Raw genomic sequence first — 18559 nt, 5'->3', positions numbered from 1 at the left:
GACTTGAGCCATCGGTCGCAAACTGTGATTCATTTGGCACTGCAGGCGCTGCCGCAGACTACGATCTTTTGATCTTCGGCCTGAAAGATTGCAGCCTGCAGCAGCGCCTGCATGAGTAATCCTTTGGCCCTGAAGCCCTCATTCCGTTAAGATAGCCCGCTTTTTCAAGGTGGGAGTCAGGCAGCATGGCGCAGCAGTATCAACCGGGGCAACGCTGGATCAGTGACAGCGAAGCCGAGCTGGGTTTAGGCACCGTTCTGGCACAGGACGGCCGCTTGTTGACCGTGCTCTATCCGGCCACTGGCGACACCCGCCAGTACGCGCTACGGAATGCGCCTCTGACCCGCGTGCGGTTTTCGCCGGGTGACACCATCACTCACTTCGAAGGCTGGAAGCTGACCGTCCGCGAAGTCGATGACATTGATGGCCTGCTGGTTTACCACGGCCTCAACGGGCAGAACGAAGTAGTCACCCTGCCGGAAACCCAACTGTCGAACTTCATCCAGTTCCGCCTGGCCAGCGACCGTCTGTTCGCCGGCCAGATCGACCCGCTGGCCTGGTTCTCCCTGCGTTATCACACCCTGGAACACACCAGTCGCCAGTTGCAGTCCTCTCTCTGGGGCCTGGGCGGCGTGCGTGCGCAACCGATCGCGCACCAGTTGCACATTGCCCGCGAAGTCGCCGACCGTATCGCGCCGCGGGTTCTGCTGGCCGACGAAGTGGGCCTGGGTAAAACCATCGAAGCCGGCCTGGTGATCCATCGCCAGTTGCTCTCGGGCCGCGCCAGCCGTGTGCTGATCCTGGTTCCGGAGAACCTGCAGCACCAGTGGCTGGTCGAGATGCGTCGTCGCTTCAACCTGCAGGTCGCGCTGTTCGACGAAGAGCGCTTCATCGAAAGCGATGCCAGCAACCCGTTCGAAGACACCCAACTCGCGCTGGTCGCGCTTGAGTGGCTGGTGGACGACGAGAAAGCCCAGGACGCGCTGTTCGCGGCAGGCTGGGACTTGCTGGTGGTCGACGAGGCGCACCATCTGGTGTGGCACGAAGATCAGGTCAGCCCTGAATACTCGCTGGTCGAGCAACTCGCCGAAACCATTCCTGGCGTACTGCTGTTGACCGCCACCCCGGAACAACTGGGCCAGGACAGCCACTTCGCCCGTCTGCGCCTGCTCGACCCGAACCGTTTCCATGACCTGCAAGCCTTCCGCGCCGAGAGCGAAAACTATCGCCCGGTGGCCGAAGCCGTTCAGGAATTGCTGGATCAGGGACGTCTGTCGCCGCAAGCCCACGAGACCATCCACGGATTCCTCGGTAACGAAGGCGAAGCCCTGCTGGCTGCCGTCAACGATGGCGACACCGAAGCCAGCGCGCGCCTGGTGCGCGAACTGCTCGACCGTCACGGCACCGGCCGCGTGCTGTTCCGCAACACCCGCGCCGCGGTACAAGGTTTCCCGGAGCGCAAGCTGCACCCGTACCCGCTGCCGTGCCCGGACGAATACCTCGAACTGCCACTGGGCGATCACGCCGAGCTGTACCCGGAAGTCAGCTTCCAGGCCCAGCCGGACGCCAGCGAAGAAGAGCGCTGGTGGAAGTTCGACCCTCGCGTCGAGTGGCTGATCGACCAGTTGAAGATGCTCAAGCGCACCAAAGTGCTGGTAATCTGCGCCCACGCCGAAACCGCCATGGACCTGGAAGACGCCCTGCGCGTGCGCTCTGGTATCCCGGCCACGGTGTTCCACGAAGGCATGAACATCCTCGAGCGTGACCGCGCCGCTGCCTACTTCGCCGACGAAGAGTTTGGCGCGCAAGTGCTGATCTGCTCGGAGATCGGCAGTGAAGGCCGCAACTTCCAGTTCTCCCATCACCTGGTGCTGTTCGACCTGCCGTCCCACCCGGACCTGTTGGAGCAACGTATCGGTCGACTGGACCGGATCGGCCAGAAGCACATCATCGAACTGCACGTGCCGTACCTGGAAACCAGCCCGCAAGAGCGACTGTTCCAGTGGTACCACGAAGCGCTGAACGCTTTCCTCAACACCTGCCCGACCGGCAACGCCTTGCAGCACCAGTTCGGCCCGCGCCTGCTGCCGCTGCTCGAAGAAGCTGACGATGGCGAATGGCAAGCGCTGATCGACGAAGCCCGCACCGAGCGTGAGCGCCTGGAAGCCGAGCTGCACACCGGCCGTGACCGCTTGCTGGAGCTGAACTCCGGTGGCGCGGGCGAAGGCGATGCACTGGTGGAAGACATCCTTGAGCAGGACGACCAGTTCGCGCTGCCGATCTACATGGAAACCCTGTTTGACGCCTTCGGCATTGACAGCGAAGACCATTCGGAAAACGCCCTGATCCTCAAGCCGAGCGAAAAAATGCTCGACGCCAGCTTCCCGCTGGGAGACGACGAAGGCGTGACCATTACTTACGACCGCAACCAAGCGCTGTCTCGCGAAGACATGCAATTCATTACCTGGGAGCACCCGATGGTGCAGGGCGGCATGGATCTGGTGCTGTCCGGCTCCATGGGCAACACCGCCGTGGCGCTGATCAAGAACAAGGCGCTGAAGCCGGGCACCGTGTTGCTGGAACTGCTGTACGTCAGCGAAGTGGTTGCCCCGCGCTCGCTGCAACTGGGCCGCTACCTGCCGCCGGCCGCCCTGCGCTGCCTGCTAGACACCAATGGCAACGACCTGTCGGCCCGCGTGTCGTTCGAAACCCTGAACGATCAGCTCGAAAGCGTGCCACGTGCCAGCGCCAACAAGTTCATCCAGGCCCAGCGTGACCAGTTGACGCCACGGATCAACGCCGGTGAAGCGAAGATCCTGCCGCGCCACACTGAACGTGTCGCCGAGGCGCAGCGTCGCCTGGCCGCCGATACCGACGAAGAACTGGCGCGCCTGACCGCCTTGCAAGCGGTCAACCCGACCGTGCGCGACAGCGAACTGGTGGCCCTGCGCAAACAACGCGAGCAAGGCCTGGCCATGCTCGACAAGGCTGCGTTGCGACTGGAAGCGATTCGGGTGTTGGTGGCGGGTTAACAACTCTCCTCCACCGCTATAAAAAGAAGGCCCGCAGCGATGCGGGCCTTTTTGTTTACTTCAATTTCAGTAGTGCTGCTAATGGCCTCTTCGCGGGCAAGCCCGCTCCCACAATTGTTAGTGTCGAATACAAATCTCGTGAACAACACTAAACCTGTGGGAGCGGGCTTGCCCGCGAAAGCGATCAGGCAGTCACCACAGAACCTCCAGGCTCACCCACCGCCACCAACCCTTCCTTCATCCGCTTGGCATCGCGCACAAAACACCGCGAAGCCAGGAACAGAAACACTACGGTAAGCAACAGCGCCACCGGAATCAGGTACATCGCGTCATGCAGGCCAACCGCCTTGAACGCTTCGGTCATCTGCTCGGCGCCGGCGGCGAGCATCGCCGTGTGGGCGAAGTGATCGGACAAGGCCCCGACCACCACCGGCCCCAGGCCACCGCCCAACAGGTACAGCCCGGCAAAGAACAGCGCCATGGCCGTCGCCCGCAAGCGCGGCTCGACCACGTCCTGAATCGCCGTGTAAACGCAGGTATAGAAGTTGTAGGCGAACAGCCAGCCGACACTGAATACGGCGACGAACACACCGATCTCGATTCGCCCGGCATGCAGCGCCCACGCGGTGCAGACCGTCGAAATCACCAGGCTGAAGGCGGCAAACAATAGCCGCCCGTTGGCGACCCGCTGGTGAATCTTGTCGGCGACCCAGCCGCCGAGGGTCAGGCCGACCAAACCGGTCACACCGACAATAACTCCGGTCGCCACTGCGGCTTCCTGCAACGGCATGAGGAAGTAGCGTTGCAGCATCGGCACCAGAAACGAATTGCAGGCATAGGTGGCGAAGTTGAAACACAGGCCCGCCATAACCAGCCACAGGAAGGTTGGTACGGCCAATACCCGACGGATCGGTCGATCGATCTTTTCCTGCGACACCTGAACGCTCTCGGCGGCACCGCGTTTCGGTTCCCTGATGAAAAACATGAAGATCGCCAGGATCAACCCCGGCACCGCCGCGATAAAGAACGGCGCGCGCCAGCTATCGAAGGCCTTGACCATCGCACCGATGGTGAAGAACGCCAGCAACAGCCCCAACGGCAGCCCCAGCATGAAGATACCCATGGCCCGTGCCCGGCGGTGCGCCGGAAACAAGTCGCCGATCAGCGAGTTGGCGGCTGGCGCGTAACTGGCCTCGCCGATGCCGACGCCCATGCGCACGATCAGGAAGCTCCAGAAACTGCCCACCATGCCGTTGACGGCCGTCAACCCGCTCCACACCGCGAGTCCCCAGCCCATCAGCTTGCTGCGCGAGCCAGTATCGGCCATGCGCCCCAGCGGCAAGCCGGCAATGGCGTAGACGATGGTGAATGCCGTACCGATGATCCCCAACTGGAAATCACTGAGGTGCCATTCCATGCGAATGGGCTCGATGATGATGGCAGGGATGGTGCGGTCGAAAAAATTGAACAGGTTGGCCAGGAACAACAGGAACAGGATGCGCCAGGCATTGGCCGCTTGGGTCGAGTTCTGCATGGGTCCGTCTCTTTTATTGTTTTTGGGGCGTCACTGCCCCCGGACTTTGCAATCTAGACAGGCCGGCCGCACCTGTCTTTCACTATTCGCCAGGCTGATACCTGCCCATGGTGCACAACCTGTGGGAGCTTTCGCAGGGCGGGTATTTTGCAGCTCGTCCGACCAATGAAAAATACCTCTCGCCCCCCCTTCCCAAGCCGTTGCCGAAGCCTAGAATAGCGGCCTTGATTCCCCCCTGTGTTTCCACTCCTCCTTACGATAATCGCCCATGTCCGAAGCCAGTCCGTGTCTGAATTGCGGTGCCTGCTGTTCTCATTTTCGCGTGTCATTTTTCTGGGGTGAGTGCGCCTCGTCCGGGGGGACGGTACCCGATGAACTCGTCGAGCAGATCAGCCCCAGCCGGGTCGCGATGATCGGCACCGGCTGCAAACCTGTGCGCTGCACCAGCCTGGTCGGAGAGGTGGGCAGTACGGTGCAGTGCTCGATTTACGAAAAACGCTCCAGCACCTGCCGGGAGTTCGACGCTTCATGGGTCGATGGCCAGGCCAATCCCGATTGCGACGCGGCCCGTGCCGCATTCGGTTTACCGGCCCTGCAACCGGTGTTCGAGACGCCTCAGAAGCAAATCGCCTGAGTAATAGCACCAATCGCTATTAGGTTAATGTCAAAATATTTGGCACCAATGTGCCACTACCGCTCGCGCTCCCTCACTGCCCTCTATACTCCATGACATTCGCTGGCGCTCTTGCTCCGGCCTGAGGGATAACGATGGGGCATGCTATGGAGTGGCTTGGTCTGCATTTCATTACCGAGCTACCAGAGAGTGGGCAGGTCATACTCAATTGCACACATGACCCTTTTCTGGTGCTGTTGGCTTATCTGGTCGCCTGTGTCGGCTGTTTCGCGACACTGGACATGGCCGAACGGGTGGCTCACGCTGAAAAAACCGCGTCCCAAACGCGCTGGCGCTGGGTGGGCAGCGGCTGCCTGGCGGGCAGTATCTGGGCCATGCACTTCGTCGGAATGCTGGCATTCCAGGCGCCTGTCGACCTTCACTACCAACTGCCCGTCACGGTGTTCTCGCTAACCATCGCGCTGCTCGCTGCGTGGCTGGCCATGCATACCCTCAGCCTTCCCGATCTGAACTTTCGACAGTGCCTCAAGGCTTCGATCGGGATCGGCCTGGGTATCGCGACCATGCATTACGTGGGCATGACGGCGATGCACTCCAGTGCCGCAGTCTATTACCATCCAGGTCTGTTCGCCCTTTCCATCGCGATCGCGATCGGTGCCGCGCTGGCAGCCCTGTTGCTGGCCTGGTATCTGCGCGATGGCGCCGGCATGCTGCATCAACTCTTCAAATATTGCGCCAGCCTGTTGCTCGGGGCTGGCATCCTCAGCATGCACCTCACCGCCATGGCCGCCTTGAATCTGGTGTTGCCCAACGGCAGCCTGCCAGTGCAAACCGGCGAACACAGCCATCTGCAACTGGCGCTGACCGTGACGGTCATGACCCTGCTGATCATCGGGAGCAGCATCAGCGCGGCACTGGCGGACAAGAAACTGCAACACAAGGACCACGACCTGCAGCGGGTCAACTCCCTGCTCAGCCAACTGGACCAGGCGCGCATGTCGCTGCAGCAGGTGGCGCACTACGACGCGCTGACCAACCTGATCAACCGTCGCGGGTTCAACCAGATCTTCGCCGAAAAACTCATCGAGAAAACCAACGAAGGCGGGATGCTGGCAGTCCTGTTCCTGGACATCGACCATTTCAAGCGGATCAACGACAGCCTTGGCCACGATGCCGGAGACGAACTGCTCAAGGTGCTTGCCGCGCACATCAAGAGCTCGGTTCGCAGTCACGAGGATGTGGTCGCACGCTTCGGTGGCGACGAGTTCTGCCTGCTCATCGACCTGCATGATCGTGACGAAGCGCGACAGTTGGCCCAACGCATCATGCTGAAAATGAAGGAGCCCATCGAACTGGCTGGCCGGCGCATGGTGATGACCACCAGCATCGGTATCAGCCTGTTTCCGGAAGACGGCAAGACGTGTGAGGAACTGTTGAAGAACGCCGACCTCGCGCTGTATCAGTCCAAGGGTAGCGGCCGCAACGGGTTGAATTTTTTCAGTGCCAACCTGAAAACCCGCGCCACCCTCGAGCTGCAACTGGAAGAAGAGTTGCGCCACGCCCTGCGTGAAGACACCGGCCTGATGCTCTATTACCAGCCGATCTATGACCTCAAGACGGGTCAGGTCAGCAAGCTCGAAGCCTTGATCCGCTGGCAACACCCGGTCCACGGATTCCTCGTGCCGGATCGCTTTATCGCCATCGCCGAGGCCAATGGCCTGATCGCCGAGCTGGACAACTGGGTGCTGCGCAAGGCCTGCGAAGATCTGGGCGAGCTGTCGCGCCAAGGCTGTGCAGACCTCAAGATCGCCGTGAACTGTTCGCCCCTGAACCTGGCGCGCGAAGAACTGGCCGATGAGATCGAGTACGCGTTACGGGCCGCCGGTGTCGAGCCCCATCGGCTGGAACTGGAAGTCACGGAAAACGCCTTGATGGGCAATATCGCCAACACACTGGTGTTGCTGCGGCAGATACGCGCCCTCGGCGTATCGCTATCGATCGATGATTTCGGCACCGGCTATTCCTCCCTGGCCTACCTAAAGCGCTTGCCGCTCAACACGCTGAAAATCGATCGCTCGTTCATCCAGGACATTCCCAAGGCAACCCAGGACATGGAAATTGTCCAGGCCATTATCGTCATGGCCCATACCCTGCAACTGCAAGTGGTCACCGAAGGGGTCGAGACCTTCGAGCAATACCAGTTCCTGGAAGAGCATGGCTGTGACTTCGTTCAGGGCTATTTGCTCAGTCGGCCAGTGCCACTGACCGAGTTACTCCCGGTGCTGAACGAAATCAACCAGCGCAAGCACACCTACACGGTCACGGCGTTGAGTCTGGCTCACGGTACATCTGCACTAATGTAGACGGGTCCTTTTCAAGGAAACCCTGGCTCCCGTGCAGGCGCATCAATTGCGCGGCCAGACCGGTGATCGGTGTCGACGAGCCCTGCTCACGGGAAAACTTCACCGCGGCATCCAAATCCTTGAGCAAGGTGCGCACGTGCCACTTGACCGGTTCGAAACGGTTTTCAGCCATCTGCGGGGCCAGGAACTGCAAGGGCCTGGAATCGGCAAAGCCGCCGGCCAGCGCTTCGGCGATCAGGCTTGCATCAACCCCGGAACGCTCCGCCAGCGCGACCACTTCGGCGATCACCAATGCATTGCAGGCAACGATCATCTGATTGCACGCCTTGGTCACCTGCCCCGCCCCGACCCCGCCCATGTGTGTCACACGTTGCCCCAGGCTCAACAGGACAGGCCGGACCCGCTCCAGATCCTGTGTGTCACCGCCGACCATGATCGCCAGGCTTGCGGCTTCTGCACCGACCACGCCACCGGACACCGGCGTGTCGAGCCAGCCCATGCCGGTTCTACCGGCGAGGTCTGCGGCCATCTCCCGCGTGGCGTTAGGCTCCAGGCTGGAAAAGTCCACCAGCAGCTGGCCTTTTCTTGCCCCCTCGACAATGCCCGCCGGACCAAACACTACCTCGCGCACGACCGCCGTATCCGCCAGGCACAACATCACCACGTCAGCGTGCTGGCACAGTTCGGCCGGGCTGGCGACCAGGCGTGCGCCAGCCTCGACCAGTGGTTTGCACTTGTCCGGATTGCGATTCCATACCGCCAGCGGATACCCCGCGGCCAGCAGTCGCCGGCACATCGGCAACCCCATCAGGCCGATCCCGGCAAACCCCAGCGAAGGTAGCGTTGACATCATTTAGCCTCCTTTTGATTAAAGATCGCCAAATACTGGCCGATTCATCATGACTTGGGAAAGGATTCCCCCCGAGCAATGCTCAGGCCAAAGACCAAGGCATGGTCCAGGTGCGCGCTGAAAAAAGACGCGATTCCACTCCGTGACGGGTCGACGACAGAGAGTCGGCCAACCAATCAGCCCAGGTAGATGGCGAACAATGACTTCTAAAAACAACCCGGCCACTGCGGTAACCGATCTGACGTTGAGCCCCGCGGCCAACAGCCCGTCATCACCGAAGCCATTGATTCAATCCCGCCCGTTGGCGACCCAGCAATACCTCTACTTCACCGAAACCAACACCGACCGTATCCTCGATAACCTCGACGGCCTGCGCGACATGGTGTTCCCGCGCCCACCGCATCCGGAAGGCGACAGCGAACAACACAGCGACCAGGAATTCCCCTCGGTGTGCCTGATCGGCCTGGGCCGCTGCGGCTCGAACATTGCGCTGGACGTGGCAGAGCTGGTGTATAACGCCCGCAAGTTCTACCTCAACGAATTCAACAACGAAGATCGCCTGTCACCGGACAAGCGTTTTGCCGAAAAGGGCTACAGCCCGGCCCAGTGGATCCGCAACAACCTGCGCCTGGGCCAGAACAAGAACACCAAACCGGTGTTTCTGGTCGAGCCGCTGGTGATGCTCGGCGACCTGGACAAGGACATCGCCGGACGCATCCGCTTCTCGCGCAAGGGCGAGAAAAGCGGCTTCCTGCGCGACTACAGCAAAATGAAAATCATGGACTTGTCGGAAGTCCATGCCGGTGGTGCCGGTAACGCGCCGATCCTCGGCCAGTACCTGGCCAAGATCATCCTGAACAAGGACACCCAGCGTTTCTCCAGCCCTGACTGGAAAATGATTCACTCGTACCTGATCGACAGCTGCGGCATCAAGGCCAACCAGTCGCGTCTGTATTTCTCGATCTTCAGTGCCGGCGGCGGTACCGGTTCGGGCATGGCCTCGGAGTTCGGCCTGGCCCAGCAGCACTCGTACATGAACAAGACGTTCGACACCAAACCGATGGACGAGCACGACAGCAAGAGCGGCCACTCCTTCGTCTTCGAGCCGATTTTCACCAGCGGCATCTGCGTGCTGCCGAACATTTCCGATCATCGCAGTGAAATGTCCGAGGCCCTGCACATCAACGCCGGCCGCCTGCTGTGCAAATACCTGTCGGAAGAATGGGACTTCTCCTACAACTTCGCCAACGAGGACAGCAGCGAAGCCAGCGTCATGGGCCGCATCCGCCCATGGAACGCGATGATGCTGATTTCCAACGACATCATGCGTTACGCCGAAGAGAACGATGACGGCAATATCCAGAACATTGATGTCAATGCCATGGAAAAGCACGCCAACCAGTACATCTCGCAGCAGATATTCAACATTCTGACGGCTCAGGCGGTCACCACCGACTACGACCAGAACTATTTCCGTCGGGCCGGCATCGACATTGGCGAAACCATTCGCCTGGACGCCAACGACCTGTTCATGAGCCTGGCCGGCCCGGTGGCGATTGCCTATGCCGAGTCCGTGGTGCCGGAAACCCCGCCGCCAAGCAGCGACAAGTTCAAGGTGTTCGAGAAAGAGCCGGCGCGCCTGAACATCGACGACCTGTTTTTCCGTTCGATCGACCTGCCGCACTTCAACAAGGTCACCCAGGCCATCGAAGGCATCAGCCTTTTGCCCATCGAGTCCAAGCGCTATCGCGCGTCGCTGGAGCAGTACAAGAACTCGGGTTACGACGCGGCGGCCCTGCACGACCTGCACTTCTTCAAGAACTGCTCGTCGGTGGTGTCAATCGTTTCCTTGCCGAAGGACTACAAGCTGTCCTACATGGACCTGAACCGGTTGAAGACCCACCTCAACAGCCTGTTCCCCAACACCACGCTCAAGCGCTACGCCCTGGTGATCGGTGCCTCGGCCAACCTGTCCCTGACCACCCTGATCGCCAAGAGCCCGTGCCTGTCGGACGATTTCCTGACGCTGATCGTGGCCTTTATCAAACGCTGCTTTGCGAAGCCTGCCTACCGTTTCGACGAAACCCTGGACAACTCGATCCTGGACTTCATCGTCCAGGAAGAATTCGACGAAGGCCGTATCGACGACTTGCTCAACGAATTCGAGAATCCGGCGAAGATCCTCGATACCAACTGGTACGCGATCAAGCCGATGTATGAGAAGAAGTACCGTGAACTGATCAACGACAAGGACAAGTTCGTTTCGATCAACGACATCCGCCTGTCCCGGGACTGCGTGAAGAAATCGATCAAGTACCTGCGCGAGATCTATCGTCACCGCATCGGCAAGACCAAGGTTATTTCGCTGAATAACCATACGGGCAAGACCGCTTACTAAGCGTCGCCCCCATTCGCGAGCAAGCCCGCTCCCACATTCGACTGCATTCCTTCTGGAAGAACACGGTTAAATGTGGGAGCGGGCTTGCTCGCGAAGGCGGCCTTGAATTCACCGCAAATCAACATCCAGAAACAATTGAGCAGCCGTTCAACTGCTCTCCCAACTGTTCCCGTTACGTTTACGTCACCGTGAGGCTGTGGCCTTTCTCTACGGCAACATGCCATCACGCTACTCGGCTACACACTTTCCTGCGGAAAAGGCGCGCACCAAGCCGGTGCATGCTTTTAAACCTGCGCCCTTTCCTGGATCAGAATCCACGGCGAAACAACCACGGCCCACAACTGCGGATCACGTTCAAAAAGATCCAGCGCCCGCGTTTCAGACAGCTTGGCGAGCTTGTCAGCAGCCAGCCAGGCAGCCACTTTCTCCCCTTCATCCTGGGCTACGGCCTCGGCGGCGGCGATCAGATCCAGGCCAGGATCGACCCACAATAGGGCACCCTTGGCAAAGAACGGCTCCAACTCTTTCCAGGTAATAGATGCGGTTTCACCAAGCAGTTTGGCATAGAGGGTGCTAGGTTCTTGATTCATGGGACTGTCCGGAAAAGAAATCGACGCAGATGATAACGTCGGTGGACTGGCAGAAAAACCCGGTTGCAATTGAGTGACCGAAATGAAAAGCGCAGGAAAGCCAGGGAATGCACTGAATACGGCTATAAGCCCCCCAACGCCCCGCCGCAATTCTGTCTTTTTCTTTCAATAAAGCGACACTTGCAGGTTTTGCCCCTCGGCGCTGCCTTCCCAGGCTGACAATCGGCGCTCTACACTGTACCGGTACAGTTGCCGAGGGGCTTTTCCGGGGGAATGTCGTAGATATCTGACCCGGTTCTGCTGCTTTCGGCGCCAGGACTATAAAAACTACAACAGTAAGAGTGGAGCACTATGACTAAGGCTACTAAGCAGATTTCCAAACTGTTTGCCGCTATGGTTCTGGCCGGGGTTGCCAGCCATTCGTTCGCAGCTGACACCATCAAGATCGGCATCGCCGGCCCTAAAACCGGTCCTGTAGCCCAATACGGCGACATGCAGTTCAGCGGCGCCAAAATGGCCATTGAACAGATCAACGCCAAAGGCGGCGTAGACGGCAAGAAACTCGAAGCCGTTGAATACGATGACGCCTGTGATCCAAAACAAGCGGTAGCGGTCGCGAACAAAGTCGTCAACGACGGCGTCAAGTTCGTGGTTGGCCACCTGTGCTCCAGCTCCACTCAACCGGCTTCGGACATCTACGAAGACGAAGGCGTGATCATGATCACCCCGGCCGCCACCAGCCCGGACATCACCAATCGTGGTTACAAAATGGTGTTCCGCACCATCGGTCTGGACAGCGCCCAGGGCCCTGCCGCCGGTAACTACATCGCCGACTTCGTCAAACCGAAAATCGTTGCGGTCCTGCACGACAAACAGCAGTACGGTGAAGGCATCGCCACCGCCGTCAAAACCACCCTTGAGAAGAAAGGCGTAAAAGTCGCCGTGTTCGAAGGCGTCAACGCCGGCGACAAAGACTTCTCCTCGATGATCGCCAAGCTCAAGCAAGCCAACGTCGACTTCGTCTACTACGGCGGCTACCACCCGGAGCTGGGTCTGATCCTGCGTCAATCCCAGGAAAAAGGCCTGAAAGCCAGGTTCATGGGTCCGGAAGGCGTGGGTAACGACTCCATTTCGCAGATCGCCAAGGACGCTTCCGAAGGTCTGCTGGTGACCCTGCCGAAATCCTTCGACCAGGATCCGGCCAACGTTGCCCTGGCTGATGCGTTCAAAGCCAAGAAAGAAGACCCGAGCGGTCCGTTCGTGTTCCCGGCCTACTCGGCTGTGACCGTGATTGCCGATGGTATCAAGGCTGCCAAGTCCGAAGACGCAGCCAAAGTGGCTGAAGCCATCCACGCAGGCACCTTCAAGACCCCGACTGGCGACCTGAGCTTCGACGCCAAGGGCGACCTGAAGGACTTCAAATTTGTGGTTTACGAGTGGCACTTCGGCAAACCAAAAACTGAAGCCAAGCCTCAGTAAGGCGTTGCCTGACTGACTGCCAATAAAGCCCACGGCGTGCCGTGGGCTTTGTTTTACGAACGTACTTGGGCCGCGCTGGCGTGATCCGCCAGTCTCCCCACCTGAAAATCTCAAAACCGTCATCAGCGGTTCGCTGGCAAACCCCGAATTCGAAGTGGATGCAGATCCGCGGGGCTCGGGCGGGAAAATGACTCCACCAGTGAAATGCGTATCAGGTTTTTAGGAGCGCTGTAATGCCTGACATCTATCACTTTTTCCAACAGCTGGTTAATGGCATGACCATTGGCAGCACGTATGCCCTGATCGCCATCGGCTATACGATGGTCTACGGCATCATTGGAATGATCAACTTCGCCCACGGCGAGGTGTACATGATCGGCTCCTACGTGGCGTTCATCGCCATCGCCGGGCTGGCCATGCTGGGCCTCGACAGCGTTCCGCTGTTGATGACCGCCGCTTTCCTTGCAACCATCGTTGTCACCAGTGCCTATGGCTACAGCATCGAACGGATCGCCTACCGCCCATTGCGTGGCAGCAACCGTCTGATCCCGCTGATCTCCGCCATCGGCATGTCGATCTTCCTGCAGAACACCGTTCTGCTGGCGCAAGACTCCAAGGACAAATCCATCCCCAACCTGATTCCGGGCAATATTGCCTTTGGGCCAGGTGGCGCACATGAAGTGCTGATTTCCTACATGCAAATCGTGGTGTTCGTGGTGACCCTGGTCGCCATGCTCGGCCTGACGCTGTTCATCTCCCGCTCTCGCCTGGGCCGCGCCTGCCGCGCCTGCGCCGAAGACATCAAGATGGCCAACCTGCTGGGTATCAACACCAACAACATCATCGCCCTGACCTTCGTCATCGGTGCCGCGCTGGCAGCCATCGCCGCCGTGCTGCTGAGCATGCAATACGGCGTGATCAACCCGAACGCCGGTTTCCTCGTCGGCCTCAAGGCCTTCACCGCCGCGGTACTGGGCGGTATCGGCAGCATTCCGGGCGCCATGCTCGGCGGGCTTGTTTTGGGTGTGGCGGAAGCCTTTGGTGCCGATATCTTCGGCGACCAGTACAAGGACGTCGTGGCGTTCGGCCTGCTGGTTCTGGTGCTGTTGTTCCGGCCAACCGGCCTGCTGGGCCGTCCGGAGGTTGAGAAGGTATGACTAGGAATCTTAAACAGGCGCTGTTCAGCGCTTTGCTGGTGTGGGCCGTGGCCTACCCGGTACTCGGTCTGAAGCTGACCATCGTCGGCATCAACCTCGAAGTTCATGGCACCAGTGACGCCACCCTGATCACCATCGCGGTGTGTTCGGTGCTGATGTTCCTGCGTGTGCTGTTCGACCAGCAGATCAGCTCGGCCTGGCGTTCGTCGCCAAGCATGCCGCTGATTCCGGCCAAGGCCAGCAACTTCCTGACCCTGCCGACCACGCAACGCTGGATCATCATCGCGCTGATCGCCGGTGCCCTGGTCTGGCCGTTCTTCGGCTCCCGCGGTGCGGTGGATATCGCAACCCTGGTGTTGATCTACGTGATGCTCGGCCTCGGCCTGAACATCGTGGTCGGCCTGGCTGGCCTGCTCGACCTCGGTTACGTCGGTTTCTATGCCGTCGGCGCCTACAGCTACGCACTGCTGTCGCACTACTACGGCCTGAGCTTCTGGATCTGCCTGCCGATTGCCGGCCTGATGGCGGCCACCTTCGGCTTCCTGCTCGGCTTCCCGGTACTGCGCTTGCGCGGTGACTACCTGGCGATCGTGACCCTGGGCTTCGGTGAAATCATTCGTCTGTTCCTGCGCAACCTGACCGGCCTCACTGGCGGTCCGAACGGCATCAGCAACATCGAGAAACCGACGTTCTTCGGTCTGACCTTTGAACGCAAGGCCGCGGAAGGCCTGCAAACCTTCCACGAGTACTTCGGCCTGGAATACAACTCGATCAACAAGGTGATTTTCCTTTACCTCGTTGCGCTGTTCCTGGCGTTGGCTGCGCTGTTCGTCATCAACCGTTTGCTGCGCATGCCGTTGGGCCGTGCCTGGGAAGCGTTGCGTGAAGACGAAATCGCCTGCCGTGCACTGGGCCTGAACCCGACCATCATCAAGTTGTCGGCCTTCACCCTGGGTGCGAGTTTCGCCGGTTTCGCCGGCAGCTTCTTCGCCGCTCGCCAGGGCCTGGTGACGCCGGAGTCCTTCACCTTCATCGAGTCGGCGATCATCCTCGCCATCGTGGTGCTCGGTGGCATGGGCTCACAGCTGGGCGTGATCCTCGCTGCCGTGGTGATGATCCTGCTGCCGGAAATGATGCGTGAGTTCAGTGAGTACCGCATGTTGATGTTCGGTGCCTTGATGGTACTGATGATGATCTGGCGCCCTCAGGGTCTGCTGCCCATGCAACGTCCTCACATGGAGCTGCGCAAATGAGCCGCGAGATCCTTAAAGTAGAAAACCTGAGCATGCGCTTCGGCGGCTTGCTGGCGGTCAATGGCGTGGCCTTGAGCGTAAAAGAGAAACAAGTGGTGGCATTGATCGGCCCTAACGGCGCCGGCAAGACCACCGTGTTCAACTGCCTGACCGGCTTCTACAAGCCGAGCGGCGGCAGCATCCTGCTGGACGGCGAGCCGATCGAAGGCCTGCCGGGTCACAAGATCGCCCTCAAAGGCGTGGTGCGCACCTTCCAGAACGTACGGTTGTTCAAGGACATGACCGCGGTCGAGAACCTCTTGATCGCCCAGCACCGTCACCTGAACACCAACTTCCTGTCCGGCCTGTTCAAGACCCCGTCGTTCCGCAAGAGCGAGCGCGAGGCCATGGAATACGCCGAGTACTGGCTGGACAAGGTCAATCTGCGTGAGTTCGCCAACCGTCCGGCCGGCACCCTGGCCTACGGTCAGCAACGTCGCCTGGAAATCGCCCGCTGCATGATGACCCGTCCACGGATCCTCATGCTCGACGAACCGGCCGCCGGCCTGAACCCGAAGGAAACCGAAGACCTCAAGGCGCTGATCAGTGTGCTGCGTGAAGAGCACAACGTGACCGTCCTGCTGATCGAACACGACATGAAACTGGTCATGAGCATTTCCGACCACATCGTCGTGATCAACCAGGGTACGCCCCTGGCCAACGGCACGCCGGAACAGATCCGCGACAATCCTGAAGTGATCAAAGCCTACCTGGGGGAAGCGTAAATGCTGCAGTTCGAAAACGTTTCCACCTTCTACGGCAAGATCCAGGCCCTGCACAGCGTCAACGTCGAAGTCCGTCAGGGCGAGATCGTGACCCTGATCGGCGCCAACGGTGCCGGCAAGTCCACGCTGCTGATGACGCTTTGCGGTTCGCCGCGCGCCCACAGCGGCAGCATCCGCTACATGGGTGAGGAACTGATCGGCCAGGACTCTTCGCAGATCATGCGCAAGAGCATTGCCGTGGTGCCGGAAGGTCGTCGGGTGTTTTCCCGGCTGACCGTGGAAGAAAACCTGTCGATGGGCGGTTTCTTCACCGCCAAGGGCGACTATCAGGAACAGATGGACAAGGTCCTCGGACTTTTCCCACGCCTGAAAGAGCGCTTCAATCAGCGTGGCGGCACCATGTCCGGCGGCGAACAGCAAATGCTCGCCATCGGCCGTGCCCTGATGAGCAAGCCCAAGCTGTTGCTGCTCGACGAGCCGTCGCTGGGTCTGGCGCCGATCATCATCCAGCAGATCTTCGACATCATCGAACAGCTGCGCAAGGACGGTGTGACGGTGTTCCTGGTCGAGCAAAACGCCAACCAGGCACTGAAAATCGCTGACCGCGCCTACGTTCTGGAGAACGGCCGGGTAGTGATGCAAGGCACTGGTGAAGCGCTGCTGACCGATCCGAAAGTGCGCGAAGCGTACCTCGGTGGTTGAGCCTTTGCGGTAAACAAAAAAACGGCCTTTGCGGGCCGTTTTTTTATGCCCGCCACAATCTCGGGTGATGACGAAAATCCCTGTGGGAGCGAGCTTGCTCGCGATAGCGGTGGGTCAGGCAACATCTCTTTTGAATGTGAAATTGCTATCGCGAGCAAGCTCGCTCCCACAGTGTGCTGTGTGATGATTTAGAGCCGGTCCAGCACCTCTCCACTGCGCTTGAACCACCCGATCAGATAATCCGCCAGCACCTGCGTACGCTTGGGCAAACCGCCCTGATACGGATGCACCAGGTACATCGGCATGCTGCGGGTCTGATAGTCGCGCAGCAGCCATCGCAAACGCCCGTCCGCCAGCTCCGCTGGCAAACAGTAGGACGGCAGGCGCGCAATACCGGCGCCAACCAGTGCGGCTTTCTTCAACAGGTTGTAGTGGTTGCTGGCGAACGGCCCCGACACCCGCACCCGCAACAACTCATGCTGCTGGTGATACAGCCATTCTTCGCGGCCGCTGTAATGGCTGTTGAGCAGGCAGCGATGCTCGGCCAGCGCCTGGGGTGTTTGCGGTTCACCGTATTGCTCCAGATAAGCCGGGCTGGCACAGGTCAACTCTTGCCACGCCAGCAACGGACGCGCGACCAGTCGCTGGTCAAGGGCCACGTCAGAGCGAATCGCCAGGTCGAATCCGTCCCTGGACAATTCGCGGTAGCTGTTGTTGAGCTCCAGCTCAATCTGCACCTGGGGATACTTGCTCGAGAACTCCAGCAACAGACCATCGAAGAAGGTTTCTCCGAGCGACACCGGCACCGTCATCCGCACCGGCCCGGCCATGTCGTCCTTCAAACGCGCGAGGGCCTGGCGCGCCCGCTCGACTTGCACCACCAGCGCCTGTGCCTGGGGCAACAACGCAGCGCCAGCGGCGGTCAGGCTCAAGCGGCGAGTGGTACGTTGCAACAGCACCACGGAAAACTGCGCCTCCAGCTGGCTGATGCGCTTGGACAGCTGGCCTTTGCTGCAACCGAGTTGCTGCGCCGCCAAGGTGAAACTTCCCGCTTCGATCAATACGGCGAACGCGGCCAGGTCATCCATCTCGCTCATGGATTGTTTCCATTTGAAAACCAAAGGTTGCCTATTAGCGCGCTTATCTACAAAAAAAACCACCCTACACTGATCCCTCGTTCAACCCATACGAGGATCAACCCCCATGAAAATTCTTTTGATCGGCGCAAACGGCACCATCGGTTCGGCAGTCGACAAGGAACTGTCGCAACGCCACGAAATCATCCGGATTGGCCGCAACAGCGGCGATTTTCAGGTGGACATCAGCGACAGCGCCTCGATTCGCAAACTGTTCGAGCAGACCGGCAAATTCGATGCCCTGGTGTGTGCCGCCGGCAACGTGACCTTCGCACCGCTCAGCGAGATGACCGAAGAAAGCTTTGCCCTGGGCCTGAAAGACAAGCTCATGGGCCAGGTCAATTTGCTGTTGATCGGCCGCGACTTCGCCAATGACGGCGCGTCGTTCACCTTCACTACCGGCGTACTCAGCCACGACCCGATTCGCAGTGGGGCCTCGGCGGCGCTGGTCAACGGTGCGCTGGACAGCTTCGTTCGCGCCGCCGCCATCGAACTGCCGCGCGGCCTGCGGGTGAATTCGATCAGCCCCAACGTCCTCGTCGAAGCCATGGGCAAATACGCGCCGTACTTCCGAGGCTTCAAGCCGGTGCCTGCGGCGGATGTGGCCTTGGCCTACGCCAAGAGTGTGGAAGGCCTGCAAACAGGTCAGACCTTTAACGTAGGCTGA

Annotated in this window: 14 protein-coding genes; 10 read left to right on the top strand and 4 right to left on the bottom strand. The window is 59.8% G+C overall.

Translation table 11 applies throughout. The features are described 5' to 3' along the window. Positions 1–185 precede the first annotated feature (185 nt). Positions 186–3032, top strand: a complete 2847-nt coding sequence (gene rapA / locus KW841_RS13570; RefSeq protein WP_218476821.1) for an RNA polymerase-associated protein RapA — start codon at positions 186–188, stop codon at positions 3030–3032. A 184-nt stretch (positions 3033–3216) separates the two neighbouring features. Here rapA and KW841_RS13565 read toward each other — a convergent pair whose 3' ends face one another. Further along, on the bottom strand, positions 3217–4566 hold the full coding sequence (locus KW841_RS13565) for an MFS transporter (protein ID WP_218476818.1): 1350 nt from the start codon (positions 4564–4566) through the stop codon (positions 3217–3219). 268 nt (positions 4567–4834) lie between these two features. Here KW841_RS13565 and KW841_RS13560 point away from each other — a divergent pair, with 268 nt between their 5' ends. Further along, positions 4835–5200: a YkgJ family cysteine cluster protein gene (locus KW841_RS13560; RefSeq protein WP_126049750.1), complete on the top strand. Its 366-nt coding sequence runs from the start codon at positions 4835–4837 to the stop codon at positions 5198–5200. A gap of 146 nt (positions 5201–5346) precedes the next feature. Then, positions 5347–7563, top strand: coding sequence for a bifunctional diguanylate cyclase/phosphodiesterase (locus tag KW841_RS13555; protein ID WP_305729873.1), 2217 nt, complete (start codon positions 5347–5349; stop codon positions 7561–7563). Here the strand turns inward: KW841_RS13555 and KW841_RS13550 are convergent. Further along, a complete protein-coding gene (locus KW841_RS13550) occupies positions 7520–8416 on the bottom strand; it encodes an NAD(P)-dependent oxidoreductase (protein ID WP_218476803.1) in 897 nt (298 codons plus the stop codon). The genes KW841_RS13555 and KW841_RS13550 overlap by 44 nt on opposite strands. A gap of 196 nt (positions 8417–8612) precedes the next feature. On the opposite strand from KW841_RS13550, the gene KW841_RS13545 reads away from it, so the two are divergent. Then, positions 8613–10811 (top strand): hypothetical protein, encoded by a 2199-nt coding sequence (locus KW841_RS13545; RefSeq protein ID WP_218476801.1) that lies wholly within the window; start codon positions 8613–8615, stop codon positions 10809–10811. A 284-nt stretch (positions 10812–11095) separates the two neighbouring features. On the opposite strand, the gene KW841_RS13540 is transcribed toward KW841_RS13545, so the two are convergent. Continuing rightward, positions 11096–11401 carry a DUF2288 domain-containing protein gene (locus KW841_RS13540; RefSeq protein WP_102674187.1) on the bottom strand — a complete coding sequence of 102 codons (306 nt, stop codon included), beginning with the start codon at positions 11399–11401 and terminating at the stop codon, positions 11096–11098. 351 nt (positions 11402–11752) lie between these two features. Here KW841_RS13540 and KW841_RS13535 point away from each other — a divergent pair, with 351 nt between their 5' ends. From KW841_RS13535 to KW841_RS13515, 5 genes are all read left to right on the top strand, one after another. Then, positions 11753–12880, top strand: coding sequence for a branched-chain amino acid ABC transporter substrate-binding protein (locus tag KW841_RS13535; RefSeq protein WP_218476763.1), 1128 nt, complete (start codon positions 11753–11755; stop codon positions 12878–12880). Between the two features lie 233 nt (positions 12881–13113). After that, positions 13114–14037, top strand: a complete 924-nt coding sequence (gene livH, locus KW841_RS13530) for a high-affinity branched-chain amino acid ABC transporter permease LivH (RefSeq protein ID WP_007976647.1) — start codon at positions 13114–13116, stop codon at positions 14035–14037. Then, positions 14034–15290, top strand: coding sequence for a high-affinity branched-chain amino acid ABC transporter permease LivM (locus KW841_RS13525; protein WP_007976646.1), 1257 nt, complete (start codon positions 14034–14036; stop codon positions 15288–15290). The genes livH and KW841_RS13525 overlap by 4 nt, the downstream gene beginning before the upstream one ends. Continuing rightward, positions 15287–16054: a high-affinity branched-chain amino acid ABC transporter ATP-binding protein LivG gene (gene livG, locus KW841_RS13520; protein ID WP_007976644.1), complete on the top strand. Its 768-nt coding sequence runs from the start codon at positions 15287–15289 to the stop codon at positions 16052–16054. Before KW841_RS13525 ends, livG begins: the two co-directional genes overlap by 4 nt. Continuing rightward, on the top strand, positions 16055–16756 hold the full coding sequence (locus tag KW841_RS13515; protein WP_218476761.1) for an ABC transporter ATP-binding protein: 702 nt from the start codon (positions 16055–16057) through the stop codon (positions 16754–16756). A 188-nt stretch (positions 16757–16944) separates the two neighbouring features. Here KW841_RS13515 and KW841_RS13510 read toward each other — a convergent pair whose 3' ends face one another. Then, positions 16945–17853, bottom strand: a complete 909-nt coding sequence (locus KW841_RS13510) for a LysR family transcriptional regulator (RefSeq protein WP_218476758.1) — start codon at positions 17851–17853, stop codon at positions 16945–16947. Between the two features lie 106 nt (positions 17854–17959). On the opposite strand from KW841_RS13510, the gene KW841_RS13505 reads away from it, so the two are divergent. Then, positions 17960–18559, top strand: a complete 600-nt coding sequence (locus KW841_RS13505; RefSeq protein ID WP_218476756.1) for a short chain dehydrogenase — start codon at positions 17960–17962, stop codon at positions 18557–18559.

Origin of the sequence: Pseudomonas sp. PDM28 (genome assembly GCF_019219115.1) — a bacterium.
GTDB lineage: Bacteria > Pseudomonadota > Gammaproteobacteria > Pseudomonadales > Pseudomonadaceae > Aquipseudomonas > Aquipseudomonas laurylsulfatiphila.
This window is presented reverse-complemented; position numbering and strand designations above follow the sequence as displayed.

Coding starts and splice junctions, on each gene's coding strand:
- KW841_RS13555 (WP_305729873.1), top strand. CDS start 5,347: ATGGAGTGGCTTGGTCTGCATTTCATTACCGAGCTACCAGAGAGTGGG.
- livH (WP_007976647.1), top strand. CDS start 13,114: ATGCCTGACATCTATCACTTTTTCCAACAGCTGGTTAATGGCATGACC.
- KW841_RS13540 (WP_102674187.1), bottom strand. CDS start 11,401: ATGAATCAAGAACCTAGCACCCTCTATGCCAAACTGCTTGGTGAAACC.
- rapA (WP_218476821.1), top strand. CDS start 186: ATGGCGCAGCAGTATCAACCGGGGCAACGCTGGATCAGTGACAGCGAA.
- KW841_RS13550 (WP_218476803.1), bottom strand. CDS start 8,416: ATGATGTCAACGCTACCTTCGCTGGGGTTTGCCGGGATCGGCCTGATG.
- KW841_RS13565 (WP_218476818.1), bottom strand. CDS start 4,566: ATGCAGAACTCGACCCAAGCGGCCAATGCCTGGCGCATCCTGTTCCTG.
- livG (WP_007976644.1), top strand. CDS start 15,287: ATGAGCCGCGAGATCCTTAAAGTAGAAAACCTGAGCATGCGCTTCGGC.
- KW841_RS13510 (WP_218476758.1), bottom strand. CDS start 17,853: ATGAGCGAGATGGATGACCTGGCCGCGTTCGCCGTATTGATCGAAGCG.
- KW841_RS13535 (WP_218476763.1), top strand. CDS start 11,753: ATGACTAAGGCTACTAAGCAGATTTCCAAACTGTTTGCCGCTATGGTT.
- KW841_RS13525 (WP_007976646.1), top strand. CDS start 14,034: ATGACTAGGAATCTTAAACAGGCGCTGTTCAGCGCTTTGCTGGTGTGG.
- KW841_RS13560 (WP_126049750.1), top strand. CDS start 4,835: ATGTCCGAAGCCAGTCCGTGTCTGAATTGCGGTGCCTGCTGTTCTCAT.
- KW841_RS13515 (WP_218476761.1), top strand. CDS start 16,055: ATGCTGCAGTTCGAAAACGTTTCCACCTTCTACGGCAAGATCCAGGCC.
- KW841_RS13505 (WP_218476756.1), top strand. CDS start 17,960: ATGAAAATTCTTTTGATCGGCGCAAACGGCACCATCGGTTCGGCAGTC.
- KW841_RS13545 (WP_218476801.1), top strand. CDS start 8,613: ATGACTTCTAAAAACAACCCGGCCACTGCGGTAACCGATCTGACGTTG.